Origin of the sequence: Staphylococcus caseorum (assembly GCF_049943195.1) — a bacterium.
GTDB lineage: Bacteria > Bacillota > Bacilli > Staphylococcales > Staphylococcaceae > Staphylococcus > Staphylococcus equorum_A.
The window spans coordinates 1,742,061-1,767,105 of the sequence record NZ_JBNFUA010000001.1 but is presented as its reverse complement, the minus strand read 5'-3'; the positions used below and the strand labels follow the sequence as shown (position 1 = coordinate 1,767,105).

The following is a 25,045-nucleotide window of genomic DNA, read 5'->3' as shown; positions in this document are numbered from 1 at the left end:
TCATAATATATAAAAAATGATATAATGTCATCTGTGATAATGATTATCATTTATTAAATTGAACTAATGATATATACGATGAATTGAGACAAATTAAATGTAAAAAAATATATAGTGCATTATGCTTATTTATATAGGAAGAAGGGAATTTATGAGTCGCTTAGAAGGAGAACAAGTTACTATTGGTTATGGGGAGAACGTAATTGTTGAAAACTTAGATATCCATATACCTGACGGTAAAATCACATCAATTATAGGGCCGAATGGTTGTGGCAAATCCACATTATTGAAAGCGTTATCGAGATTATTACCTATTAAAAGTGGCGTAATCAAATTAGATGGTGAGAACTTACACGCACAAGCAACCAAAGATATTGCTAAAAAAATTGCGATTTTACCACAATCTCCTGAAGTTGCGGATGGCCTTACAGTGGGAGAATTAGTATCCTATGGACGTTTCCCTCATCAAAAAGGATTTGGACGTCTTTCAGCAGAAGATAAAAAAGAAATCGATTGGGCGTTGTCAGTTACAGGCACATATGAATTTAGGCTACGTCCTATTAATGATTTAAGCGGAGGTCAACGTCAAAGAGTATGGATAGCTATGGCATTGGCGCAACGTACAGATATTATCTTTTTAGACGAACCAACGACATTTTTAGATATTTCACATCAATTAGAAATTTTAGATTTAATCACGCAATTAAATAAAGAACAAGGTTGTACTATTGTTATGGTTTTACATGATATTAACCAAGCTGTGCGATTTTCAGACCATTTAATCACTATGAAAAATGGAAATATTGTTGCTAATGGTGAGACTGAAGAGGTATTAACTAAAGAAATTTTAGAAAAAGTATTCAATATAGATGTTGAAATTAGCACAGATCCAAGAACAGGGAAACCTATGCTAGTGACGTACGATTTATGTAGAAAAAGTTATTCGGAAGTTTAGAGGCTAATTATGACCACAAAGAAAAAGGGCAAGTTGAATTTTACAACTACATTTATAATAGTGTTTATATTATTAGTAGTTGCTTTAATTGTGTCGATTCTATATGGGGATGCAAAAATCCATATATCTACTATATTCGAGGCAGTGTTCAATTATAATCCTAAAAACCAACAACATAATATTATAAGTGAAATACGTATTCCAAGGGATCTCGGAGCAATCTTAGTAGGGGTTGCCTTAGCAACTTCAGGCGCTGTAATTCAAGGGGTTACTAAAAATGGTCTAGCGGATCCAAGTTTAATTGGACTAAATGCTGGTGCTTCATTTATGCTGGCACTGACCTTCGCATTTTATCCGTCAGCACCATTCATCATATTGATGTTAGCAGGCTTTATTGGTGCGCTCATAGGTGGCTTTTTCGTCTTAATGATAGGAAGATCAAGAAGCGATGGTTTTAACCCGATGCGAATTATATTGGCCGGAGCAGCAGTTAGTGCGTTACTAACAGCCTTAAGTCAAGGCGTAGCGCTATTATTTAGATTGAACCAAAGTTTAACATTTTGGAGTGCTGGCGGTGTATCTGGAACAACTTGGAATCAGTTGATGTGGGCAGCACCTTTTATTTTGGTGGCGCTTATCATTATGGTGAGTATGAGTAAACAATTAACGATTTTAAATTTAGGTGAAACATTGGCTAAAGGCTTAGGGCAAAATGTGGCGTTTACACGTGCTATCACTTTAATTTTATCTATGGTAATGGCTGGTGTAGCTGTTGCTATGGTAGGACAAATTGCATTTGTTGGCTTGATGGTACCACATATTGTGAGATATATAGTCGGTACAGACTACGCCCGCGTTATTCCACTCACAGCATTAGTTGGTGGTTTGTTGATGCTTGTAGCTGATACGGTTGCCCGTATGTTAGGTGAAGCGCCAGTTGGAGCCATTATTTCCTTTATAGGTGTACCTTACTTCTTGTATTTAGTTAAAAGAGGAGGTCGCTTCTCATGATAGATCCGAAACTGAGATATAAACAATGGTTAACAATGGTGATTCTGATTATACTTGTGCTTCTCGCTTGTGCGTGGAGTATGACTTCAGGTGAGTATAAGATGTCGGTAGGTACGTTCTTTAAGACCTTATTTGGTCAAGGCGCATATACCGATACATTGATATTAATGGAATTTAGAATGCCACGGATGATTATTACGATTTTAGCTGGAGCGGCATTAGCTATGAGTGGCGCGATTATCCAGAGTGTTACCAAGAATCCGTTAGCTGAGCCAGGTATATTAGGCATTAACGCAGGTAGTGGTTTTGCTATAGCGCTGTTTATGGTTATAGGGAATGTAGATGCTGGAAACTTTGTCTATGTTCTACCAATCATAAGCATGATTGGTGGCATCTTAACAGCACTTATTATCTTCTCGTTTAGTTATAATAAAGGTGAAGGTATTACCCCTTCAAGCATGGTACTTGTAGGGGTAGGCATGGCTACTGCATTAAGTGGTGGTTCAATGACTTTGATGTCCACATTTGATGAAGATCAATCAGAGTTTATTGCATCTTGGCTCGCGGGTAATATTTGGGGTGATGAATGGGCATTTGTAATTGCGTTTTTACCATGGGTTCTCATATTAATTCCATTTTTATTATTTAAGTCTAATGTTTTAAATTTATTAAATACACATCAACACATAGCTCAAGGTGTAGGCGTAAAAATTGGAAGAGAACGTATTGTATTATTACTCGTTGCAGTTATATTATCTTCTACTGCTGTTTCAGTAGCGGGTTCAATTGGCTTTATTGGCTTGTTAGGACCACATATCGCTAAATCGATTGTTGGTCCAAGACACCAACTCTTTCTACCTATTTCAATATTAATAGGTGCATTTTTACTCGTGTTAGCAGATACGGTGGGGCAAGTGATATTACAACCTTCAGGTATCCCAGCTGGTATCGTCGTCGCAATCATTGGTGCACCTTATTTCTTATATTTAATGTATAAATCAAAATCAATATAAATATTAAAAAAAGGAGTTTGGACAAAAGTACATGTCCAAGCTTCTTTTTTAATATTTTTGGTAATAATTACAAAAGAAATCATTATCAATTTTCATATGTTAGCGTTTGCATTCATGTGTAGGGTATACTATAAATGAACATTCAAATTAGGAGGTCATCTCTATGAAAAAACTAATTAAAGATAAAACACAATTTTTAACAGATATGTTGGACGGACTTTCGATAACGAATAATGAAATTGAAGTCATTGCAGATACTGTTGTTGTAAGAAAAGAGAAGAAAAAGCAAGGTGTTGCTCTAGTTTCTGGTGGTGGAAGTGGTCACGAACCTGCACATGCTGGTTATGTAGCAGAAGGGATGCTCGACGCTGCTGTCTGTGGTGAAGTATTCACATCACCAACACCTGATAAAATTCTAAGTGCGATTAAAGCAGTTGATAATGGAGATGGTGTATTACTTGTAGTAAAAAACTATGCTGGTGATGTTATGAATTTTGAAATGGCACAAGAAATGGCAGAGATGGAAGACATACAAGTAGCAACAGTTATTGTTAAGGATGATATTGCAGTAAGCGATGATGATAAAAGAAGAGGCGTTGCTGGTACAGTATTAGCACATAAATATGCTGGATATTTAGCAGACCAGGGAGAGTCATTAACTAACATTAAAGAAAAAGTAGACCAATTTTTACCAAGTGTAAAAACATTAGGTATGGCTTTAACTGCGCCAATGGTACCGACAACTGGACAATATGGATTTGATATTGAAAGTGATGAAATGGAAATCGGTGTAGGCATCCATGGAGAAAAAGGATTATCTAGAGAAAAAGTGGAAGCTGTAGATCAAATTGTCGAGCGATTAATTAAAGCTTTAATGGAAGAAGTAAGCTCAGAAAAACTTATCGTTATGGTGAATGGTATGGGTGCAACACCATTATCTGAACTTAATATAGCAGCAAAATATGTAGCAGAAAATTTCCAAGAAAAGCATATTGATGTTGTACATTGGTTTGTGGGAGATTATATGACTGCATTAGATATGCAAGGCTTATCTTTAACATTAGTCCCATATACAGAAGAAGTGTTAACAGCTTTAACTGAGTCTACAGCAAGTCCTTACTTTAATTAATAAGTCATAGATACGATAAGGAGTGGAACATAAATGAATGTAAGTGAATTAAAGGAAAGATTACTTAATTTAGTAGAAGTGTTTGAAGAAAAAGAAGCGCTATTAACAGAATTAGATCGAGCTATAGGCGATGGTGACCATGGAGTGAACATGGTTAGAGGATTTAAAGCATTACCAGAGAAAATAGATGATAGTTCCATGCAAAATTTATTGAAGTCTACAGGTATGACATTGATGTCTAATATCGGTGGTGCTTCAGGCCCACTGTATGGTTTTAGTTTTGTGAAAATGTCTCAAGTTGTTGGCGATGAGTTAGATGCTACAAACTTAAAAGAAGTATTGAATTCATTTTCTGAAGCAATTAAGCAAAGAGGTAAAGTTGAATTAAATGAGAAAACAATGTATGACGTCATAGAACGCGCAAACGAAGCGGTACAACAAGGAGAAACTTTAAATGCAGATGTGCTACAAACATACGCAGACGAAACAAAAGATATCGTTGCTACAAAAGGCAGAGCATCGTATTTTAAAGAAGAATCAAAAGGTCACATTGACCCTGGTGCACAGAGTAGTGTTTATATATTAAACGCATTGATTGGAGATGAATAATTATGACGAAAATTGTAATTGTGAGTCATAGTGAAGATATTGCAAACGGTACAAAAGCATTATTGGAACAAATGGCAGGAGATGTTCCAATATTAATACAGGGTGGCGTTGAAGGTAAAATTGGAACATCTTACGATCATATACAAGAAATGATTAATGATTTAGACGATGATGCACTTTGTTTCTATGATATTGGTTCTGCAGAAATGAACTTAGATTTAGCTATTGAAATGTATGAAGGTAAGTATCAAGTAGAAAAAGTCGATGCACCGATTGTTGAAGGTAGTTTTACAGCTGCTGTTAAATTATCAGTAGGCGGTTCTATCGAAGAAATTGTTGATGATTTGAAACGCAATTTCGGATAAGTAATTTACTTATTGATGTTGATAGACTATTGGTAAAGGTTAGGTAATTAATATATTATAAGGACTTCAATTAATATGGCAAAAAGATTCATTTTTATATGAATATATAAATAGTCTGTGGTAGAATAGAACCTAACTGTTATAGAAATCTGGATACCTAGGAGGACATTGCCATGAAAGATTTAATACAAAAGCATGTCTTAAACGGCGAATTCGAGTCAGTAAAACGTTTAATGTCCCAGACAGATTTTATGGAATTTGAAGAGGCGTACATTTCAAGTGCACATGAAGTAGAAAGTGTCATGTTTTACACATGTATTTTAGATATGATGAAAGTAGAAGAAACTGCAGAAATGCATGATTTAGCTTTTCTATTATTAGTTTATCCATTAAGTGAATTACAAGGTGCATTGGACTCAGCTTATTATCATGCAGAATCATCCATAAAACTTACGGACAGTAAAGAAGTAAAAAGTCTGTTACAAATGTTATTGTTACATGCAGTTCCTGAACCAGTCATTTCTGATAAAAAAGCATTTGATGTGTCTCGACAAATACTAAAATTAGATCCGTCTAATAGTGTTGCGCGTAATGTGCTTAAAGAAACGGCTAAACGTATGGATAATGTTGTTGTAGACTTTAATGAACTAAATCGCTATAAAAATGCACATTAATTAACATGCTTAGCAATAAAAACATATTCAACCGAAAATCTCTTTTTTAAATTGAGGTTTTCGGTTTTTAATTTTATTTTTTCTAAAAAGCATTGTTAGGTTGCATATACATAATAAAATTTCACTAAAATTATAGAAATACAGTGACAATTTAAATATTGTGATATATGGTTAACTTGAAAGCAATAAAAAATTTAAAAAATTTATAGTTTTTAAGTAGAGATAACAAGTGCATAATAAATGTATAAAATTACAGAGAATAAAAGCCTCAACCTGTTGTGAGCTTGATAATACAGAGTTTTTATTTATATTTAAAAATAAAAATGAATTTTTAAATGTATGTAAATTCACTAGATGATTAGTGTAAAAATTAATTAATAGTGTGAATTTGAAATTTGTCGTGTTGCAAAATAATGACAGTGCTTTATAATAACTCAATGTGTTAACTTAAGAGGAGGTTATAAATCACATGGGCTTGAATAAAGAAGCTATAAAAATTGGTTTCGCTTATGTTGGTATCGTAGTAGGTGCTGGCTTTTCAACGGGACAAGAAGTAATGCAATTCTTTACTCCTTATGGGCTTTGGTCGTATCTAGGAGTTATTATATCAGGATTGATATTAGGATTTGCAGGTCGACAAGTTGCTAAGATTGGTACTGCATTCGATGCGCAAAATCATGAATCCACTTTAGATTATTTATTCGGTGGTGTATTTAGTAAGATAATTGACTATTTACTTATCTTCTTCTTATTTGGTATCTCAGTCACAATGATTGCAGGTGCAGGATCAACGTTTGAAGAAAGTTTTGGCATACCAACGTGGTTAGGTGCATTAATTATGGTGATTGTTATCTACATTACATTATTAATGGACTTTAACAAAATCGTACGTGCGTTAGGTATGGTAACGCCATTCTTAATTATTTTAGTTGTTATCATTGCAGTATTTTACTTATTTAATGGAAATATTTCCTTTGCAGAAGTGAACCAAACAGTTCCAGAGGCGAGTATTTGGAAAGGTATCTTTTACGGTATTATTTATGGTGGGTTAGCATTCGCAGTTGGTTTTAGTACAATTGTTGCGATTGGTGGAGACGCGTCCAAACGTAAAATATCTGGTGCAGGTGCATTATTTGGTGGTGTTGTATATACAATATTACTAGCGCTAATTAACTTTGCATTACAATCAGAGTATACGACAATTAAAGATGCTTCTATTCCAACACTAACGTTAGCAAATGAAATTCATCCTTGGATTGGTTTAGTATTATCTATTATTGTGTTAGCAGTTATGTACAATACAATTCTTGGTTTAATGTATTCGTTTGCTGCAAGATTTACAGAACCATATAGTAAAAATTATCATGTGTTTATAGTTGCAATGGTGCTCGTAGCTTATGCATTAAGTTTCGTAGGTTTCGCAGACTTAATTAACTTCTTATATCCAATCATGGGTGTAATTGGCTTAGTTGTAGTTATTGCAGTACTTATTAAATACTATTCAAGAAAAAATCAAAATAAAGATCACATAGCGTAACCGTGATGAAATAAAGTATAAATAAAATTAGGACATAAATCCTAGATTTAATAAATGGCTGTTAGAATCCTATTGGATATCTAGCAGCCATTTATTGTTTTGAAATATGATATGAACCTATATAGAGATGAATTTATAATTATAAACGTTAGTTGCTCAATTTGATTTTTAAAATAAAGAAGAAGGCAGTTTAGTCTATTATAATCGTTCAAATAAATACTACTACGTAATTATTAATTATGATACAATGCATGCGAAAGGGAAGGTCGAGCATGAAGAAAAAACATAAATGGACAATTATCGCTATTGTTGTTTTTGTTGTCGTTGCAATTGTGATTGCAATATTACTTAAGCAACAATATGACCGACAAAATGCGCAAGAATTTAAAGAAAAAGTACAAATTAATAATGAAAATGTAAATGCATTTACTAATATAACTTATAGCAGTGGGATACCCAATAGTCGCTTAGATATTTTAACGCCTACTGAATTAGATCAAGATAATAAATTGCCTGTCATTTTTTGGTTACATGGTGGAGGATTTATCGCAGGAGATAAACAATATAAAAATCCGTTATTATCAAAATTTGCTGAACAAGGTTATATCGTAGTGAATATTAATTACGCACTTGCACCTGACTATAAATACCCAACACAGTTAAAACAAATTGATCGTGCAGTTCAGTTTATCAAACAGAATAAACATGAGTTGCCTATAGATTTTGATCAAGTTGTTTTCGGTGGTGACTCAGCAGGCGCCCAATTATCCAGTCAATTTACAGCTATCCAAACAAATGAATCATTACGAGAAGATATGGAGTTTAACCAACAGTTTGAACCGGAACAAATAAAAGCAGCAATCTTTTTTGGTGGCTTTTATGATATGAAAACGGTGAAAGAAACAGAGTTTCCTAGAATCCAGCTCTTTATGGAAAGTTACACTGGCAAGAGAGATTGGGAACAACAATTTAAATATATCAGTGAAATGTCTACGATAAACCAAGTGACAAAAGATTATCCACCGACATTTTTATCAGTAGGGGATGCAGATCCATTTTATAGTCAAAACATTGATTTTTATAAAAAACTAAAAGAAAAAGATGTTCCAGTTGATAAACTATTTTATGATGGATCACATAATTTGAGACATCAATACCAATTTCATATGCAATTACCGGAGTCACAGCAAAATATGAAAGATACATTGAGTTTCTTAAGTAGAAATACAAGCGCTTCTGGTGTAGAGAGAGAATTGAAGCCCGAATCAAAAAATCCTGAGGGTGTTCAATTGAATCCTTACTAATGAGTAAACAGTAAAATCAACTAGACGTAATAAAGTTATATAAAAGATTTCAAAAAAACAGCTTATAGATCTCCTGTAATGGAAACTATAAGCTGTTTTTAGTTCTAGTCGTGGGCTCATACAACGAAATGTTATGAGCAAAATTGGATTGCTGTTCCATTCCCATTTATTAATTTATACTTAAACAAGAATAGTGAAACGTTTAATATATAAACATTGAGGTAGACTAAAGTAATAACTTAGACATTATATATTTATTGAAATAACGCCCATCGATATAAAGTTTATCTCGAAGTTCGCCGTCAATTTGATATCCAGCAGCTTTAAATAAAGCTACCGCTGTTTCGTTTTCAGGGACTACAGAAACTTCAATGCGGCGAATGTTATGGTTTAAACACCATGCTTCAATAGAATTAATAAGTGATTGGCCAAGCCCTTTTTCGCGATAGTGTCTAATAACACCCATTGAAAAATGTGCTTCATGACGTGTACGTTCAAACTTTTCAGTTGTTACGATTGAAAAACCAACAAGTTCTCCGTTATTTTCGGCAACATATATCGCATTGGACGGTGATGTTATATAATGTTCCAAGTTTGAAACGGCATCACTGTTAGATGGCGCATATTCACCAGGATTATATATTAAATATTCAGATTCATCATAGATAGTAGTTAATAATTTTACAAATGGATCTATATCATTGATACCGATTTCACGAATTTGATGAACCATATGTGTCCACTCCTCATTTCTATTTTGCTGTTACTCAGTTATAGTATAACTTAACATCATTAGCATGATTTTACTAGGAGATATTTAAATAGAGACAAATTAAAATAAAGGAAGTATAACTATGAAACCTAATATTTTATTAGCAGGTGTAACAGGCTATATAGGGAAAAACTTAATACAATCTATTAAAGATGAGGCGACGCTTTTTACGATGTCGAAATATCCTAAAGAAGATGAGTTTCAAGAAGTGACATGGTTAAAAAAAGATATTTATAATTATAATGATGTCCTTGAGTCAATGGAAGGTATGGATATGGCCATCTATTATTTAGATCCAACCAAGCATTCAGCAAAGCTGACCAAAGCAACAGCTAGAGATATGAATTTAATTGCTGCTGATAATTTTGGACGTGCGACAGCTAAAAAAGGAATTAAAAAAATCATTTATATTAGTGGGAGTCGCTTTGATAATGAGTCAATAGAGCGATTGTCGGCGTATGGAACGCCTGTCGAAAAAACAGAAGTAAAAGTTTCACGAACTCATGTTGCAGTCGAGTTACAAGTTTCAAAGTATGATGATGTACGAAGTGCACTTAATGTACAATTGCCAATGAACTGGACCTTAAATCAAATGGTGGAATATTATTTTGATTGGTTAAATAAAACTAAAGGAACGATGTTACATACTTATAATGAAGGCGATAATTTTGTTGTTTATATCAAAGATAAACGCAATCCAATACTTGTACTTCATAAAACGATAACAGAAAGCGATATGATTACATTAAATTTAGTAGGTGGATCGATAGTAAAACCGAATCTAACGAAACAAGGAAAGTTAGAATTCCGAAAGCTGGAAGGAACACAAACTGTAATCGTCCATTTATATGATTATATTCCTAAACTCATCTGGCCAGCGTATTACTTGTTCCAATCGCCATTTCAAGATTTGATGATGAGAGGATTTGAAATAGATTGTCGTATAAAACATTTCAATGGTCGTATACAATCAGGTGAAGAAATAAAATATACTAAATAATTGAAAAGGTGATCATGTGGACATTTTATTAGTAGAAGATGATATGACATTATTTAAAGAACTGAGTGAAGAATTAGAACAATGGGACTTTCAAGTGCATGGCATCAGTGATTTTAATGATGTTATGTCAAAATTTGAAGAAGTGAATGCTGCAATTGTAATTATGGATGTTAAATTGCCTAAGTATGATGGTTTCTATTGGACTCGAAAAATTAGAGAGGTCTCCAATACACCTATTCTATTCTTATCTTCACGGGATAACCCAATGGACCAAGTTATGAGTATGGAATTAGGCGCAGATGATTATGTCCAAAAACCATTTAATACGAGTGTACTTATTGCAAAACTACAAGCTATATATAGACGCGTCTATCAATTCAGTATTGATGAGAAGCGTGTACTGTCTTGGCAGGAAACGGCTTTAGATTTATCTAAAGATAGCATTAGTAAAGGTGATGCTCAAATCTATTTATCTAAGACTGAAATGATTATCTTAGAAATGCTAGTGAAAAAGCAAAATCAAATCGTTACTAGAGATACTTTGATTACAGCATTGTGGGATGATGAAGCATTTGTAAGTGATAACACGTTAACTGTTAATGTGAATCGTTTAAGAAAAAAGTTAGCTGATATTGATATGAATGATGCGATTGAAACTAAAATAGGCAAAGGGTATATGGCGCATGGCTAACATTCAATGGTTATTTATCTTTCTACGCTCACGATTAAATTGGATACTTTGGCTCATATTATTACATTTCATTTTTCTATTTATTGCATATTTAGATTACGATATCAGTGTAAGTAGTATTTTTTATATTATTATTTTGAATTTAGGGATCTCAGTTACTTTTTTGTTATATACATATATAAAGGAAGTAAAATTTTTCAAACATTTGTACAATAACATCGAGCCTGAAGAACTAAAGCATAAATCTCTTGCTGATACACCATTTCAACAAGAGATGGTCAATTATTTGTATAATCAAATTACAAGTCAGAAAATGTTAGTTACAACTCAGAAAAAACAAATTCAAACAACTGAAGCGTCATTAACTGATTTCGTGCATGATATTAAGACACCAGTAACAGCAATGAAGCTATTGATCGAAAAAGAGCAAGATGTAGAGCGAAAGTACGCCTTGCTTTTTGAGTGGTCGAGAATTAATGGAATGTTAGACAGACAATTATTTTTAACGAGATTAGAGTTTCAAAATAATGATTTATATTTTGAACATGTAGCATTAAAACGTCTTATTATAGAAGAAATACAAATCACAAGGTATATTAGTCAATCTAAAGGCATTGATTACGATCTTGATTTTGAAGCGGACTATGATGTCTATACAGATACAAAATGGTGTCGGATGATGATAAGACAAATTTTATCTAATGCTATTAAATATAGTGAAGATAGTACAATTCACATTAAAGCTCATATAGTTAATAAACATGTAACACTTGAAATTATAGATGAAGGTAGAGGAATTAGTAAGAAAGATTTGCCGAGAATTTACGATAAAGGATTTACTTCCACTGCTTATCGTAATGAGACCACTTCATCGGGCATTGGTCTATATTTAGTAGGTAACGTTAAAGACAAATTAGGAATCCGAGTGGATATCACTTCAGAAGAACAAATTGGAACCAAGGCTTCATTTATGTTTCCTAATCAAAATGAACTTGTTGCAAGATTATCTGAAAAGCAATGAAATCTGTTATGATTTCATTGCTTTTTAATTATGAAATTCGCAAATTTAAAATGTGAACTATAATAAATTTTAGAAAAATATATTTCGGACAAAATTTTTGCTCCTACAAATTTTAAATGTTAAGAGATTGTAAATTTAATTGTGGAATTGTAAATTTTGTGCTATTTTCATATAAGGACAAATCAACATTTGTGAGATTTTTTAACCGGTATAGAAGCAAAGACTCATTTCCATGAACGTAAGGACACATTAAGTGATGATGAGTGAATTGTTAATCTTGCCAATTTTAATTTGTCTTAAAAGAGTTTTGATTTTTTAAATTTATTGAAGCTGATTGGAAACAGTCGCTGTAAATGGAGGATTTTTTGGATGTTTAACAAGAAAAAAGATAAGTTCATGGTGCAACTTGAAGAAATGGTCTTTAACTTAGATCGAGCGGCAATTGAGTTTGGGAAAATGGATTTTAATACGCACTTAGATCTGAAAGCTTATTCAGACAATATTAAAAAATATGAATCACACGGTGACGAATTAATGCATCAAGTGATTTCCGATTTAAACCAAACCTTCATCACACCAATTGAACGTGAGGATATCCTTTCATTATGTAATGCAATTGATGATGTTTTAGATGCAATAGAAGAAACGTCAGCGATGTTTGAAATGTATTCAATTGAATATACAGATGAATACATGGCTGAATTTGTTGATAATATCCAAAAAGCTATTGCAGAAATGAAATTAGCTGTTGGGTTACTTGTTGATAAAAAATTATCGCATATGCGTATTCATTCTATTAATATTAAAGAATTTGAAACAAATTGTGATGGCATTTTACGTCAATCAATCAAACATATTTTTAACAGTGAAACAGATCCAATAACGCTTATTAAAATAAAAGAAATTTATGAAAGCATGGAAGAAATTGCAGATAAATGTCAAGCTGTAGCGAATAACTTTGAAACTATAATTATGAAAAATAGCTAAGGAGTCCTAACTAATGGAATATATTTTAATCATCACAGTAGCTATCGTTATTTTTTCACTTATCTTTGACTTTATCAATGGTTTTCATGATACAGCCAATGCTGTCGCTACTGCTGTTTCAACCCGTGCATTAACGCCTAGAACTGCTATTATATTAGCATCAGTTATGAACTTTATTGGTGCATTGGCTTTTACTGGAGTTGCAGGTACAATAACTAAAGATATTGTAGACCCATTTAAATTAGAAAATGGGCTTGTTGTGGTGCTATCAGCGATCATTGCAGCAATTTTTTGGAACTTGCTTACTTGGTTTTATGGTATACCGAGTTCATCTTCTCATGCGTTAATTGGTTCCATTGCAGGTGCAGCTATCGCATCGCAAGGGTCGTTTGCCGTATTACACTATGAAGGTTTTACAAAAATCATTGCTGTATTACTGATATCACCAGTAATTGCTTTTTGTGTAGGTTTCATTATGTATTCAATTGTTAAAGTCGTATTTAAAAATGCAAACTTAACAAAATCAAATAGAAACTTTAGATTCTTCCAAATTTTCACAGCGTCGTTACAATCATTTTCACATGGTACCAACGATGCTCAAAAATCAATGGGTATTATTACATTAGCTTTAATCGTAGCTAACTTACAACCAGGTGGTTCTGTTGAACCACAATTGTGGGTTAAAATTGCCTGTGCCACTGCTATGGGGTTAGGAACAGCTGTTGGTGGTTGGAAAATCATTAAAACAGTTGGTGGTAATATAATGAAAATTCGTCCGGCTAATGGTGCTGCGGCAGATTTATCATCAGCTTTAACAATCTTTGTAGCATCTTCATTACATTTTCCGTTATCAACGACGCATGTTGTTTCTTCATCTATTCTAGGTGTAGGCTCATCTAATCGTATTAAAGGCGTGAAATGGAATACTGCGCAACGTATGATTGTTACATGGGTTATCACAATGCCGATTTCTGCAATTGTTGCTGCCCTTGTTTATTTCGTTATGAATATCTTCCTATAATTAGGTATGTTATAGCGTGATTAGCGTTTGAAGTATAAAAGAGTTTGGGCGTGATTGTCTATTCTCAAAATAAGACCGAGGCTGAGCATGTATTTTATGTCCCAGCCTCGGTCTTTTATTTATAGACATCAGTGACTTTGTTATAAGCATTTAATAAGATATGTTAGTAAGTAGGCAGTAAAAGCTATTTACAAGCTCATAAGACGACTGAGTGAGCTTATGAGTGATGTTGTATGTGATCTTGTTTAAAATAGTTCAAATAAAAAAGCAGTTAGCATTCTAAATAGAAGTCTAACTGCTTTTTTATTCAATATGAAATTCATACATTAATGAATATAATTATAGCTTGAAGCTTGTGAAGCTGGGATTGTACGATAATCTACTGTCCCTGGTGCAGTATTATAATTCATTTCTGAAATTAAAATACTACCATCTGGATTAACTTGTTCTACATAAGCTACGTGACCAATAGGGCCTTCGTAATTTTGCATAATTGAGCCAACGCTTGGTGTATTATTTACAGTATAACCATCTGCTGCTGCATTGTTTGCCCAGTGATCAGCATTCCACCAATATGTGCAAATTGGTTTACCAGTCTCAGCTCTACGATTAAATACGTGCCATGTACATTGACCCCAATCGTATAGATTAGCATCACTTGCTGATGAACTACCTGTATTTTGGTTTGGTGTTGTTGTACCACCAGAACCGCCAGAACCACCAGTTGCCCCTGGAATTGTTAATGTTTGATTCGGATAGATTATGTATCCACTCAAATTGTTTGCTGATATAAGCTCATCTACTGAAACACCATAATTGTTTGCAATTGTGTTTAATGACTCACCAGATTCTACAGTATGCGTTGAGCCGCCAGATGATTGTGAAGAAGAGTTTGAACTTGAGCCTTGCTCTTGTGAACCACTTCCACCAATTTCAATAACTTGTCCCGGAAATACAATATTGTTATTGATATCATTACTTTGTTTGATTTCATCTACTGAAACACCGTATTGTTGTGAAATTGTCCAAAGTGACTCACCAGATTTCACTGTGTGTTGTGTTGATGCATCGGCTTCATGATTAGAAATAACCGCTGCAGCGCCTGAAGCAGCTGTTACTGCAAATGCTAACTTTTTCAAAAGAACTCCTCCTTCAATTCCTATATACCCTAAAAGCAGATATGTATTAAATATATGTGATAGTTTCTTTAATCTGAATTCACGTTCCATACTATCAAAAATCAGATGTTTTGTGTGTGTTGTTATAAAGATGTAATATTATTAATATTTGAGTGCAAAAAGGGTTAAGTCCCTCAAGACGCTTATTATGCGATTTATAAGACTTTATAAAGAGAGAATGGTATTTAGTTTTTTCGTATTTGTAACAATTAAGTTGCTTGTAGTTAGAAATAGATAGGATTAGCTCAATACACTTGGAAAATTATAAGAATCATGTTTGGTATGGTTTGAAATAGTGAAAGTTAAAGTATTACGTTTATTGAAGGTTATTGATGTTATTATAATATTCAAGTATTTAAATATTATTTTATAGTTAAGGAGTGAATCAATTGGCTGAAACGGCACAACATATAAATAAGCATAAACAACAGTCTAAAGATAAATCTAAGTCTCATGCTTATGGAAAAGTATGGCTCTTTTTTGTCTATTACTGGATTATTTTTGGCATTGGTTGTTACTTCGGACAATACTTGCCATTGGAATGGAGAAGACCTTTATCATTCGTATTACTTGGTTTAGTTCTTATCACTGTTATTTTTAACAGAGCGCGTAAATATGGTTTAGTCATTTCTCACATATATGCAATTGTAGTAGGATTGCTATCATTCGCAACATTTACGACATATATGCAAAATTTAGGACCTGAAGTATTCTATAAAAATGTAATTCTTGCCATTGCAGGATTTATGGTGTTCGGCATTATAGGCTTTTTTGTAATTGGTAATGCCGCAAGTATGGGTAAATATTTATTTGTAACATTAATAGCGCTAATTGTTGCAAGTTTGATTGGTATGTTTATTCAAAATTCATTGTTCCATACGATTATTACTGTGGTAGGTCTATTATTGTTCCTTCTTTACACATTATACGATTTTAATCGTATGAAACGGGGGCAATACTCACCAAGAGAAATGGGCTTTAATTTATTCATCAATTTATTACACATTATAAAATATGTTTTAAGACTAGCGAATAAATTTAGAAAATAAAGAAGCAACTATCGATAAAGTATTTGCTTTTTGATAATTAAGTAATTAACATGAGTACACCCTTAAAGTTGATTTTAGTATTTAACTTTAAGGGTGTATTTTTATATTCAGCGAATATTTAGTGATGAGACGATTTTAAAAAAGTGACCTAATTAGTGTTTATTATAATTTAGTTAAATTAATAAAAAAGTGTTGACAAATTTAATTATTTTATTCAAAATTACGTAAAGATAAAAGTATATTGATTCAAATAAAAAAATACAAAAATAAAACAGTGTTACTTCGCAAGGTGTTAGATACATTCATCATAATTTCAATTGGAGGTGTGATAGCAATGAATGAAGAGAAAAAGGCGCAATTTTTAAATGTTTATAAAAAATATAAAAGTTTAACGCATTACATAGAACAAAAATATAAACTGACAATCAATGATGTAGCAGTTTTAGAACTCATTCAGCAAAATTGTAGTGAAAAGCATATGTTGATGCAGCCATTTTTAAAAATTGCTACTGCGGAATTGGATTTGAGTAGAACTAAAGTGCTTGCTTCCATTCGTCGTTTGATTGATCAAGATAGAGTAAGTAAGATACGTTCAACAGAAGATGAACGTAAAGTATACTTATTAATGAACGAAAAAAACGCAGCACATTACAAGGCATTATTAGATGAAATTGAATCATATACTGAATAAAAAATGTGGATCAAGTAATGAGATGTCCTTTATTGATTCATATTTTGAGATGATTTAAAAGACTAGTGATACACATGAAATTCTGTTGCGTATGACTAGTCTTATTTATTATGTAATATATAAGGTGTGGTTATTTGTCATTTATATACGTAGTTCTATGTAATAGAGCTAAATTATTGTATAATATATCATGTTAATAAAAATATTTTTCGAGAAAGTGTGATGAAAGTATGGGACGTAAGTGGAATAATATTAAAGAGAAAAAAGCTCAAAAGGACAAAAATACAAGTCGAATTTACGCTAAATTCGGTAAAGAAATTTATGTAGCGGCTAAATCAGGTGAACCAGATCCGGAATCAAACCAGGCGCTAAGATTAACTTTAGAAAGAGCTAAGACTTATTCTGTACCGAATCATATTATTGATCGAGCGATAGAAAAAGCTAAGGGCGCAAGTGAAGAAAACTACGATGAATTAAGATATGAAGGCTTTGGACCAAATGGGTCAATGATTATAGTAGACGCATTAACAGAAAATGTGAATAGAACTGCTTCTGATGTACGTGCAGCTTTTGGTAAAAATGGCGGTAATATGGGTGTTTCTGGGTCAGTTGCGTATATGTTTGATCATACGGCTGTGTTTGGTATTGAAGGCAAATCAGCAGATGATACCTTAGAGGCATTGATGGAAAAAGATATCGATGTGAGAGACATTATTGAAGAAAATGGGTTAACTATTATTTACGCTGAGCCAGATCAATTTGCTCAAGTTCAAGATGCTCTACGTAAAACAGGTGTTGAAGAATTTAAGGTCGCTGAATTTGAGATGTTGCCACAATCAGATATAGAATTATCTGAAGAAGATCAAGAAGCGTTTGAAACCTTAGTTGATGCTTTAGAAGATTTAGAAGACGTTCAAAATGTTTTCCATAATGTGGATTTGAAGTAATATGGATGGAAATATTCAGTATTGGCTTAACCAATTAGATTTACAGCCACATCCAGAAGGTGGCTATTATAAAGAGGTTATCAAAGCTAATTCAAATTATCTAAATGAAAGAGCAGCATATTCAAGTATTTATTTCTTGTTAACACATGACAATATATCGCATTTTCATCGTATTGATGCAGATGAAATATGGTATTATCACGCTGGGGATTCTCTAACAGTGCATATGATTGATCCGGATGGACATTATCAAAGTGTGACAATTGGTAAAGACCTTGAAGCAGGTGATGTTCTACAATACGTGGTTCCAAAAGGGACGATTTTTGCGTCTTCGATTGAAGGTCAAAATGGTTATGCACTTGTTGGTTGCATGTGCCAACCTGCATTTGAATTTGAACATTTTGAAGTACTTAGTAAAGAATGGTTAAATAATCAATTTCCAAGTTTAAAAGATGTTCATGAACGTTATGCCTTATCCGAAAGTGATATAGCTCGAAATTAGTTAATTTCTAATTTAAAACATCTGTATATGAATAAAGGCCTATCAGATTTTTAGAATCTGATAGGCCTCTCATTTTTAATATTAATACTTCGTACTGGTTAGTGAAGTAAGTTTATTTTGCTGTTCCAAAGACTTCATTTGCAATTTCTACAACGTAAGCTAGTTTGTTCCATTGCTCATCTTCAGTCAATTTATTGCCTTCTTCTGTTGAAGCAAAGCCACATTGTGGACTCAAACAAATTTGATCTAAATCAACATATTGTTGTGCTTCTTTAATACGTGCTAGGATGGCAGATTTATCTTCTAAGTCACCAGTTTTTGAAGTGAAAAGACCTAATACAGCTGCTGAATTTTCTTTAGGGAAGAAGCGTAATGGCTCAAAATCACCAGAACGATCATCATCATATTCTAAGAAAAAACCACCTAAATTTTCTTTGAATAAATAAGGTGCGACTGGCTCGTAACCACCTGAAATTGCCCAAGTAGATTGATAATTACCACGACAAATATGTGTAGTAATAAGTAGGTCTTCTGGTAAATCTTGGACTGCTTCATTTACAACACGATATGCAAGTTGACGTGCTGCTTCTTTGTCTGCTTCAGTACGATCACGTCCACGTGTTTTCTGAGAACCAGAAGTTAGGTTAGCCCAATAAACATCATCTAATTGAATGTAACGCGCGCCTAATTCATAAAATTTGAGTAAACTTTCACGGTAAGCCTGAGCCACATCATGTGCATAAGCTTCGATATCTGGATAAATGTCTTCATTTAATATATTTGGATGGAACAATTGGTTTGGACTTGGGATAGATACTTTTGCTGTTGCACGTCCGTTAACTTTGTCATATAAAAATTTAAAGTGTTCAAAATGTGGATGATTTGGGTTAAAAGCGACTTTACTTTCAACTTTAACATTATGATTTCTTGTCTCAACACCTTCAAATGCTAAACCACGATCAGATGTATAGCCTTTGACGCCACCTAAATTTTCTAAGAAATCGAAATGCCACCAGCTTCTGCGGAATTCGCCATCAGTGATGCTATGTAAACCTACTTCTAGTTGTTTCTCTATGATGTGCTCAATTTCTTCGTCCTCGATATCTCGTAATGCTTGTGCATCGATGACTTCATTTTGATAATCTTTACGTGCATCTTTTAGGCGTTGTGGTCTTAATAAACTACCGACATGATCGGCTCTAAAAGGTCTTTGAATGACTGCCATGTTACTAGCTCCTTTATTTATAGAATTTTCAGAAAAATATAGATAAAATCTATCAAACTTTATTATAATTGTCAATTTCGCTTTTACACTATGAAATATAGTACAATAATAATAATTAAATTCGTGATACAAAATTGGAAGACGTTCAGTATAATCCATAAGATGACATAAAGTAAACAGTTTTATATAATAATGACAAGGAGTTGGTGACAGTGAAAGTAAAATATATTGATAAGCGTCACTGGCGTCGTATCATTGACAAAGAGTATACAGAAGTCAAAGTAAACAACAACAAGTTCAAGGGTATTATTGGTTTGGTGACGATGAAAAAAGTACGAGAACCATTAGAGATCACAGTGGTGGGTCAAAATATTATTGTTGCGGATGATAACTATCAATGGCTACAAATCTTGCCCGAAAAAAAACGATATAGCATTACAGTGATGCTAGATGACAAGGGCAACCCATTAGAATATTACTTTGATATAAATATTAAGAATGTTACACAAAAAGGAAATGCACGTACAATAGATTTATGTTTAGATGTACTTGTATTGCCAAATGGGGAATATGAACTTGTAGATGAAGATGATTTACAACGTGCTTTAGACCAAGGACAAATTACTAAAAAACAATATCACGAAGCTTATATTATTGCGCATCAATTAATGATAAAAATTGAAGCTGATTTTTCAACTATGAAAGATAAAATTATGTATTGTTATTACAAGATTAAACAAAAATCAAAAAACCACAACCACCCATTACATGGTAAAACCAAACATAATGAGCATAAACATAAACCATATAAACATAAACCACACAAGCCACACGATCATAAACATCCAAACAAGCATATTAAAAATGAAAACCACAATCAGCAAAGTCACAATTACAACCAAAATCATCCAACGCATCGCAACTCAGAGCCAGAACATTAAGCTTATATGCACTTATATAATTGGATGATCTATGCATGGTGAATCGGTGTATGAGTATGATGTGAATCATGTTATAGTGACACTGCTAGATGATAAAGAATAAAGAACAGACATCATTTAAAGATTGAAATGATACTATGAAATGTTTTGAGAAAATGAATAACAATCAATAAATGAAGTGATTAAAAGTGCTTTTTAAAATATAGGGGGATAATATGAAGATTGACGATTATCGCTTGTTAACCACTTTAGATGAAACAAGAACACTAAGGAAAGCAGCAGAAATATTATATATTTCACAACCTGCAGTAACACAACGTTTAAAATCAATTGAAAATGCTTTTGGTGTAAATGTTTTTATACGTACTAAGAAACAATTGATTACCACAACAGAAGGTTCGATGATTATAGAGCATGCAAGAGATATGCTAAATAAAGAGCGTTTGTTTTTAGATAAAATGCAAGCGCACATTGGTGAAGTCAATGGTACGATTTCAATCGGTTGTTCTTCATTAATAGGACAAACTTTATTACCGCAAGTATTAAACTTATTTACACGCCAATTTCCTAATGTAGAAATTCAAGTTCAAGTAGGTTCGAGTGAACAAATTAAAGCAAACCATAGAGATTACCATGTGATGATTATACGTGGGAATAAAATTATGAACTTAAGTAACACACACTTATTTAATGATGAGCATTATTTTATTAATCCTAAAAATCGATATGAGGATGTTGATAAAATGCCATTTATTGAATTTCAAGCAGATCCCATTTATATTAACCAAATTAAAGAATGGTATGGGAGTGAAATTGGTCAAGATTATCATGCTATGATTACTGTTGATCAAGTGGCTACATGTAAAGAAATGTTGTTGAATGGTGTCGGTGTAACAATTTTACCTGAAATCATGATGAAGCATCTAGACCGTGATCAGTTTGAATTCAGACGTGTAAATATAGATGAAAAACCATTGATTCGTTCTACATTTTTAAGTTACGATTCTAGCATGTTACAATTGCCTCAAGTAGAATCATTTATCAATTTAATGATGGAATATGTTGAATAACATCAATGAGAGCTAATACATAAGCATTGATACATTGCGTATTTAAGTAATATACAAGAATTGACACCTAATTTATTAGAATAGAGGTTTGTTATATGTTTAGTGCTTTATTACATATTAAGAATTACAAACTATTTGTAGTCAATATGATGCTTTTAGGTATGGGAATCTCAATCACTGTACCTTATCTTATTTTATTTGCGACCAATGATTTGGGTATGACTTCTACACAATATGGTCTGCTATTAGCATTAGCAGCAATCAGTCAATTTATAATGAACACGATTGTTGCACGCTTTTCTGATACACACAATATAAATAGGAAAGTCATAATTATTACAGCACTGTTAATGGGTGCTGTCAGTTTTTCTATTTACTTCTATATTCATGAAATATGGATATTTATTGTTATGTATGCTGTTTTTCAAGGATTTTTCGCGCCTGCAATGCCTCAAATGTACGCTTCAGCTAGAGAGTCTATCAATGTTTCTGCTTCAAGAGATAGAGCGAAGTTTGCGAATGCCGTATTGCGTTCCATGTTTTCATTTGGATTCCTGTTTGGTCCGTTAATCGGCGCTTTATTATTAGGTGTAAATGGTTATGCAGGGTTATTTACTGGAACTGTTACCATTATTTTATTTACACTGATGTTACAGGTATTCTTTTTTAAAGATATCAAAACTAAACAAACAACAACTGATGTGAATCAAGTTGAGGCGGAAGCCCCTAACATGTTACATGACAAGGCATTATTAGTTCCATTTTTAGCCTTTATTTTATTACATATTGGCCAATGGATGTATACATTGAATATGCCGTTGTTTGTCACTAAATATTTGAATGAAGCTGAAGGATATGTAGGCGGGTTAGCCAGTCTATGTGCCGGTTTAGAAGTTCCATTTATGGTCGTGTTAGGTATTTTATCAGCTAAGCTCACGACACGTGTTTTACTGATGTTAGGTGGACTATTTGGTGGGCTATTTTACTTTAGTATTGGCGTATTTGAAAGTCTAGTGATGATGTTTGTGGGACAAGTATTTTTAGCTATTTTCTTAGCAATATTACTTGGTTTAGGCATCAGTTATTTCCAAGATATTTTACCGGATTTTCCAGGATATGCATCTACACTTTTTGCTAACGCGATGGTGATAGGTCAGTTATGTGGGAACTTATTAGGTGGAATTATGAGTCACTGGGTAGGTTTAGGTAATGTATTCTTTGTATCAGCGACAGCTATCTTTTTAGGTATGATATTAATATACTTTACGAAAGATCAAAAATTCACAGAAGAAAGTATGGAGTAGATAAAAATGACAGTAATTTTATGGCTATTAATTATCGCATCATTCGTCTTAGCATTTGTAGGTTTAATTAAACCTATTATTCCATCAGTGCTTGTATTATGGGTAGGGTTTTTAATTTATCAATTCGCATTTCATAATGGTAATTTATCATGGATATTCTATGTATCAATGATTTTATTCACTGTGTTTATTCTGGTAGCAGATTTCGTCATGAATAAATATTTTGTGAATAAATTTGGTGGTTCTAAGCTCAGCGAGTATGCGGCACTTATTGGTGTAATCGTAGGTTGCTTTGTATTTCCACCATTTGGAATTATTATTATTCCATTTATTGCGGTACTCGTTGTTGAAATGATACAAGAACCTAACTTTTCAAAGGCTTTAAAAGCAAGTTTTGGATCCATCGTAGCATTTTTAGCGAGTGCTGTTGCGCAAGGGATTATCATGTTTATCATGGTCGTGTGGTTCTTTATTGACGCATTACTAATTAATTAAAATTAGCGAGTTAGCTATTGTCATAAGAAGGGTAATTAAGTGTTCTAAGCGCTTTTAACTTTCATTTGATGATTGCTAACTTTTTTTGTGTTCTTAGTAGTATGATGATGTAATGCAATTTATTAAATGGATACAGCTAAAATTAAATGTAAGCGAATTATTTATAAAAATGGAAAGAAATCAAGCAATACCCTTGTTTTTGGCAACTGAATTTTAGTATAATCACAAAATGTGTGAAAAAATAAGAGTTTTGAAGGGAGTTAAAATGAAATATCCAATTGCTATATGGATGCTTGCAATCGGTGCGTTTGCAATAGGTATGACAGAATTTGTAATTATGGGGTTATTACCTAATATTGCACGATATTTTGACGTAACTGTAAGTCAGGCAGGACAACTTATAACTGGCTATGCATTAGGTGTTGCAATCGGTGGGCCTATCATAGTTATGTTAACGATTAAATGGAATAGAAAATATTTATTACTCGCATTAATGGGTATTTTTATATTAGGGAATTTTGCTGCTTCATTTAGTACGAGTTATGGCTTTATGATGACGAGTCGTATTATTACATCGTTGGCTCATGGTTCATTCTTTGGTATAGGTTCTATTTTAGCTGCGAATATGGTGCGGCCAGAGAAACGTGCAAGTGCGATGGCACTAATGTTTATGGGATTAAGTTTAAGTAATATTTTAGGTGTACCATTCGGGACATTAATAGGTCAAAACTTTGGGTGGCCGATGACGTTTATCATTATTTCTATTATAGGGACATTAGCACTTATAGGTATTATTATTTTTGTGCCTATGCAACGTGACACGATAAAATCATCAATGAAAAAAGAATTACAAATTTTAAAAGAAAAACGTTTATGGTTAACATTAGCAGTGACATTATTTGGTTTCAGTAGTGTGTTTGCATACTTCACTTATATTTCTACAGTATTGACTGATGTATCAAATGTACAAGAAAACTTGATCTCTTATCTGTTAATTATTTTTGGAGTAGGTGTGACATTAGGTAACGTCGTAGGTGGTAAACTTGCGGATTGGAATTTAAATAAAGCATTACAAATTATTTTTTCTATCTTTATCGTTTACTTCCTATTATTATACTTTATACAAATGAATGGTTTCTTTATGGTAGCAGGCATATTCTTCTTTGGTTTAATCGGCTTTAGTATGAGTCCATCATTACAATTTAAAAGTACGATTATTTCTAAAGATGCGCCTACGCTTGCAAGTACATTAAACCAATCTGCATTTAATTTAGGTAATGCGCTAGGTGCCTTTATTGGTGGCGTTGTCGTGACGAATTTACCGATAGCATCATTAAGTTTAATTGCACCAATCCTAACTGCAATCGGTCTGGTATTCTTGTTTATTAGTATCGCTGTGGAGAGAAAAGAAGGCATGGCGCCTTAATAGCAACGCATATCACGTAACAATATGAATAAGAGAACTGGGACATAAATATCTCATTCTCAAATGAAAAGCACTAATCTATTAGTTTATAATAGATTAGTGCTTTTCTATTTAAAATATGTCGCTTT

Annotated in this window: 26 protein-coding genes; 23 read left to right on the top strand and 3 right to left on the bottom strand. The window is 32.9% G+C overall.

The genetic code is table 11. The annotated features are described in order from the left end of the window. Window positions 1–151 precede the first annotated feature (151 nt). From ACP3TL_RS09135 to ACP3TL_RS09095, 9 genes are all read left to right on the top strand, one after another. Window positions 152–955, top strand: a complete 804-nt coding sequence (locus tag ACP3TL_RS09135) for an ABC transporter ATP-binding protein (protein WP_285326068.1) — start codon at window positions 152–154, stop codon at window positions 953–955. Window positions 956–964: 9 nt separating this feature from the next. Beyond that, the gene (locus ACP3TL_RS09130; protein ID WP_069832647.1) at window positions 965–1,966 is read left to right on the top strand and encodes a FecCD family ABC transporter permease; all 1,002 of its coding nucleotides are present in this window, start codon (window positions 965–967) and stop codon (window positions 1,964–1,966) included. Beyond that, on the top strand, window positions 1,963–2,979 hold the full coding sequence (locus ACP3TL_RS09125) for a FecCD family ABC transporter permease (protein WP_277575864.1): 1,017 nt from the start codon (window positions 1,963–1,965) through the stop codon (window positions 2,977–2,979). The genes ACP3TL_RS09130 and ACP3TL_RS09125 overlap by 4 nt, the downstream gene beginning before the upstream one ends. 163 nt (window positions 2,980–3,142) lie before the next feature. Continuing rightward, complete coding sequence (gene dhaK, locus ACP3TL_RS09120; RefSeq protein ID WP_069832649.1) at window positions 3,143–4,108, top strand: dihydroxyacetone kinase subunit DhaK; 966 nt, start codon at window positions 3,143–3,145, stop codon at window positions 4,106–4,108. Window positions 4,109–4,141: 33 nt separating this feature from the next. After that, the gene (dhaL, locus tag ACP3TL_RS09115) at window positions 4,142–4,717 is read left to right on the top strand and encodes a dihydroxyacetone kinase subunit DhaL (protein WP_069832650.1); all 576 of its coding nucleotides are present in this window, start codon (window positions 4,142–4,144) and stop codon (window positions 4,715–4,717) included. A gap of 2 nt (window positions 4,718–4,719) precedes the next feature. Beyond that, window positions 4,720–5,082 carry a dihydroxyacetone kinase phosphoryl donor subunit DhaM gene (dhaM, locus tag ACP3TL_RS09110; protein ID WP_069832651.1) on the top strand — a complete coding sequence of 121 codons (363 nt, stop codon included), beginning with the start codon at window positions 4,720–4,722 and terminating at the stop codon, window positions 5,080–5,082. 173 nt (window positions 5,083–5,255) lie between these two features. Then, window positions 5,256–5,756 carry a hypothetical protein gene (locus ACP3TL_RS09105; RefSeq protein ID WP_002508377.1) on the top strand — a complete coding sequence of 167 codons (501 nt, stop codon included), beginning with the start codon at window positions 5,256–5,258 and terminating at the stop codon, window positions 5,754–5,756. Between the two features lie 469 nt (window positions 5,757–6,225). Then, window positions 6,226–7,293, top strand: coding sequence for a YkvI family membrane protein (locus ACP3TL_RS09100; protein WP_285326071.1), 1,068 nt, complete (start codon window positions 6,226–6,228; stop codon window positions 7,291–7,293). A 272-nt stretch (window positions 7,294–7,565) separates the two neighbouring features. Continuing rightward, on the top strand, window positions 7,566–8,597 hold the full coding sequence (locus ACP3TL_RS09095; protein WP_069815218.1) for an alpha/beta hydrolase: 1,032 nt from the start codon (window positions 7,566–7,568) through the stop codon (window positions 8,595–8,597). Between the two features lie 226 nt (window positions 8,598–8,823). Here the strand turns inward: ACP3TL_RS09095 and ACP3TL_RS09090 are convergent, their stop codons facing one another. Continuing rightward, window positions 8,824–9,330: a GNAT family N-acetyltransferase gene (locus ACP3TL_RS09090; protein WP_069815220.1), complete on the bottom strand. Its 507-nt coding sequence runs from the start codon at window positions 9,328–9,330 to the stop codon at window positions 8,824–8,826. A gap of 121 nt (window positions 9,331–9,451) precedes the next feature. Between ACP3TL_RS09090 and ACP3TL_RS09085 the strand changes: the two genes are divergently transcribed. The 5 genes from ACP3TL_RS09085 (at window position 9,452) to ACP3TL_RS09065 (ending at window position 14,089) form a co-directional block, all read left to right on the top strand. Then, window positions 9,452–10,369 carry an NAD-dependent epimerase/dehydratase family protein gene (locus ACP3TL_RS09085; protein ID WP_069832652.1) on the top strand — a complete coding sequence of 306 codons (918 nt, stop codon included), beginning with the start codon at window positions 9,452–9,454 and terminating at the stop codon, window positions 10,367–10,369. 16 nt (window positions 10,370–10,385) lie between these two features. After that, on the top strand, window positions 10,386–11,060 hold the full coding sequence (locus ACP3TL_RS09080; RefSeq protein ID WP_069832653.1) for a response regulator transcription factor: 675 nt from the start codon (window positions 10,386–10,388) through the stop codon (window positions 11,058–11,060). Next, a complete protein-coding gene (locus ACP3TL_RS09075; RefSeq protein ID WP_069832654.1) occupies window positions 11,053–12,081 on the top strand; it encodes a sensor histidine kinase in 1,029 nt (342 codons plus the stop codon). Before ACP3TL_RS09080 ends, ACP3TL_RS09075 begins: the two co-directional genes overlap by 8 nt. Before the next feature lie 369 nt (window positions 12,082–12,450). Further along, entirely contained in the window at window positions 12,451–13,068 is a 618-nt protein-coding gene (locus ACP3TL_RS09070) for a DUF47 domain-containing protein (protein ID WP_002508370.1), read from the top strand. Window positions 13,069–13,081: 13 nt separating this feature from the next. After that, a complete protein-coding gene (locus ACP3TL_RS09065; protein ID WP_069815228.1) occupies window positions 13,082–14,089 on the top strand; it encodes an inorganic phosphate transporter in 1,008 nt (335 codons plus the stop codon). A gap of 326 nt (window positions 14,090–14,415) precedes the next feature. On the opposite strand, the gene ACP3TL_RS09060 is transcribed toward ACP3TL_RS09065, so the two are convergent. After that, window positions 14,416–15,228 (bottom strand): LysM peptidoglycan-binding domain-containing protein, encoded by an 813-nt coding sequence (locus ACP3TL_RS09060; RefSeq protein WP_069832655.1) that lies wholly within the window; start codon window positions 15,226–15,228, stop codon window positions 14,416–14,418. Window positions 15,229–15,656: 428 nt separating this feature from the next. On the opposite strand from ACP3TL_RS09060, the gene ACP3TL_RS09055 reads away from it, so the two are divergent. The 4 genes from ACP3TL_RS09055 to ACP3TL_RS09040 all read left to right on the top strand — a co-directional run bounded on the left by ACP3TL_RS09055 (window position 15,657) and on the right by ACP3TL_RS09040 (window position 18,456). Continuing rightward, entirely contained in the window at window positions 15,657–16,316 is a 660-nt protein-coding gene (locus tag ACP3TL_RS09055) for a Bax inhibitor-1/YccA family protein (protein WP_069815232.1), read from the top strand. 334 nt (window positions 16,317–16,650) lie between these two features. Continuing rightward, window positions 16,651–17,007, top strand: a complete 357-nt coding sequence (locus ACP3TL_RS09050; protein WP_069826303.1) for a transcriptional regulator, SarA/Rot family — start codon at window positions 16,651–16,653, stop codon at window positions 17,005–17,007. A 230-nt stretch (window positions 17,008–17,237) separates the two neighbouring features. Then, window positions 17,238–17,954 carry a YebC/PmpR family DNA-binding transcriptional regulator gene (locus tag ACP3TL_RS09045; RefSeq protein ID WP_285326076.1) on the top strand — a complete coding sequence of 239 codons (717 nt, stop codon included), beginning with the start codon at window positions 17,238–17,240 and terminating at the stop codon, window positions 17,952–17,954. 1 nt (window position 17,955) lies between these two features. Continuing rightward, window positions 17,956–18,456 carry a cupin domain-containing protein gene (locus ACP3TL_RS09040; protein ID WP_277575862.1) on the top strand — a complete coding sequence of 167 codons (501 nt, stop codon included), beginning with the start codon at window positions 17,956–17,958 and terminating at the stop codon, window positions 18,454–18,456. Window positions 18,457–18,568: 112 nt separating this feature from the next. Here ACP3TL_RS09040 and ACP3TL_RS09035 read toward each other — a convergent pair whose 3' ends face one another. Beyond that, complete coding sequence (locus ACP3TL_RS09035; protein ID WP_069815238.1) at window positions 18,569–19,681, bottom strand: 5-methyltetrahydropteroyltriglutamate--homocysteine S-methyltransferase; 1,113 nt, start codon at window positions 19,679–19,681, stop codon at window positions 18,569–18,571. Between the two features lie 212 nt (window positions 19,682–19,893). On the opposite strand from ACP3TL_RS09035, the gene ACP3TL_RS09030 reads away from it, so the two are divergent. From ACP3TL_RS09030 to ACP3TL_RS09010, 5 genes are all read left to right on the top strand, one after another. Then, the gene (locus ACP3TL_RS09030; RefSeq protein WP_069832657.1) at window positions 19,894–20,622 is read left to right on the top strand and encodes a ribonuclease FAU-1 family protein; all 729 of its coding nucleotides are present in this window, start codon (window positions 19,894–19,896) and stop codon (window positions 20,620–20,622) included. A 215-nt stretch (window positions 20,623–20,837) separates the two neighbouring features. Continuing rightward, entirely contained in the window at window positions 20,838–21,692 is an 855-nt protein-coding gene (locus tag ACP3TL_RS09025) for a LysR family transcriptional regulator (RefSeq protein ID WP_285326079.1), read from the top strand. Window positions 21,693–21,787: 95 nt separating this feature from the next. Continuing rightward, window positions 21,788–22,996, top strand: coding sequence for a sugar efflux transporter (locus ACP3TL_RS09020; protein WP_069832658.1), 1,209 nt, complete (start codon window positions 21,788–21,790; stop codon window positions 22,994–22,996). A 6-nt stretch (window positions 22,997–23,002) separates the two neighbouring features. Beyond that, on the top strand, window positions 23,003–23,491 hold the full coding sequence (locus ACP3TL_RS09015) for a DUF456 domain-containing protein (RefSeq protein WP_069815247.1): 489 nt from the start codon (window positions 23,003–23,005) through the stop codon (window positions 23,489–23,491). Between the two features lie 265 nt (window positions 23,492–23,756). Further along, the gene (locus tag ACP3TL_RS09010) at window positions 23,757–24,917 is read left to right on the top strand and encodes an MFS transporter (RefSeq protein WP_285336748.1); all 1,161 of its coding nucleotides are present in this window, start codon (window positions 23,757–23,759) and stop codon (window positions 24,915–24,917) included. Window positions 24,918–25,045: the final 128 nt, after the last annotated feature.

What these genes read in the sequence shown, in the direction of transcription:
- ACP3TL_RS09105 (WP_002508377.1), top strand. Translation starts at nt 5,256, where the DNA reads ATGAAAGATTTAATACAAAAGCATGTCTTAAACGGCGAATTCGAGTCA.
- ACP3TL_RS09130 (WP_069832647.1), top strand. Translation starts at nt 965, where the DNA reads ATGACCACAAAGAAAAAGGGCAAGTTGAATTTTACAACTACATTTATA.
- ACP3TL_RS09100 (WP_285326071.1), top strand. Translation starts at nt 6,226, where the DNA reads ATGGGCTTGAATAAAGAAGCTATAAAAATTGGTTTCGCTTATGTTGGT.
- ACP3TL_RS09135 (WP_285326068.1), top strand. Translation starts at nt 152, where the DNA reads ATGAGTCGCTTAGAAGGAGAACAAGTTACTATTGGTTATGGGGAGAAC.
- ACP3TL_RS09040 (WP_277575862.1), top strand. Translation starts at nt 17,956, where the DNA reads ATGGATGGAAATATTCAGTATTGGCTTAACCAATTAGATTTACAGCCA.
- ACP3TL_RS09090 (WP_069815220.1), bottom strand. Translation starts at nt 9,330, where the DNA reads ATGGTTCATCAAATTCGTGAAATCGGTATCAATGATATAGATCCATTT.
- ACP3TL_RS09070 (WP_002508370.1), top strand. Translation starts at nt 12,451, where the DNA reads ATGTTTAACAAGAAAAAAGATAAGTTCATGGTGCAACTTGAAGAAATG.
- dhaL (WP_069832650.1), top strand. Translation starts at nt 4,142, where the DNA reads ATGAATGTAAGTGAATTAAAGGAAAGATTACTTAATTTAGTAGAAGTG.
- ACP3TL_RS09025 (WP_285326079.1), top strand. Translation starts at nt 20,838, where the DNA reads ATGAAGATTGACGATTATCGCTTGTTAACCACTTTAGATGAAACAAGA.
- ACP3TL_RS09045 (WP_285326076.1), top strand. Translation starts at nt 17,238, where the DNA reads ATGGGACGTAAGTGGAATAATATTAAAGAGAAAAAAGCTCAAAAGGAC.
- ACP3TL_RS09095 (WP_069815218.1), top strand. Translation starts at nt 7,566, where the DNA reads ATGAAGAAAAAACATAAATGGACAATTATCGCTATTGTTGTTTTTGTT.
- ACP3TL_RS09065 (WP_069815228.1), top strand. Translation starts at nt 13,082, where the DNA reads ATGGAATATATTTTAATCATCACAGTAGCTATCGTTATTTTTTCACTT.
- ACP3TL_RS09035 (WP_069815238.1), bottom strand. Translation starts at nt 19,681, where the DNA reads ATGGCAGTCATTCAAAGACCTTTTAGAGCCGATCATGTCGGTAGTTTA.
- ACP3TL_RS09050 (WP_069826303.1), top strand. Translation starts at nt 16,651, where the DNA reads ATGAATGAAGAGAAAAAGGCGCAATTTTTAAATGTTTATAAAAAATAT.
- ACP3TL_RS09125 (WP_277575864.1), top strand. Translation starts at nt 1,963, where the DNA reads ATGATAGATCCGAAACTGAGATATAAACAATGGTTAACAATGGTGATT.
- dhaK (WP_069832649.1), top strand. Translation starts at nt 3,143, where the DNA reads ATGAAAAAACTAATTAAAGATAAAACACAATTTTTAACAGATATGTTG.
- ACP3TL_RS09015 (WP_069815247.1), top strand. Translation starts at nt 23,003, where the DNA reads ATGACAGTAATTTTATGGCTATTAATTATCGCATCATTCGTCTTAGCA.
- ACP3TL_RS09010 (WP_285336748.1), top strand. Translation starts at nt 23,757, where the DNA reads ATGAAATATCCAATTGCTATATGGATGCTTGCAATCGGTGCGTTTGCA.
- dhaM (WP_069832651.1), top strand. Translation starts at nt 4,720, where the DNA reads ATGACGAAAATTGTAATTGTGAGTCATAGTGAAGATATTGCAAACGGT.
- ACP3TL_RS09085 (WP_069832652.1), top strand. Translation starts at nt 9,452, where the DNA reads ATGAAACCTAATATTTTATTAGCAGGTGTAACAGGCTATATAGGGAAA.
- ACP3TL_RS09075 (WP_069832654.1), top strand. Translation starts at nt 11,053, where the DNA reads ATGGCTAACATTCAATGGTTATTTATCTTTCTACGCTCACGATTAAAT.
- ACP3TL_RS09020 (WP_069832658.1), top strand. Translation starts at nt 21,788, where the DNA reads ATGTTTAGTGCTTTATTACATATTAAGAATTACAAACTATTTGTAGTC.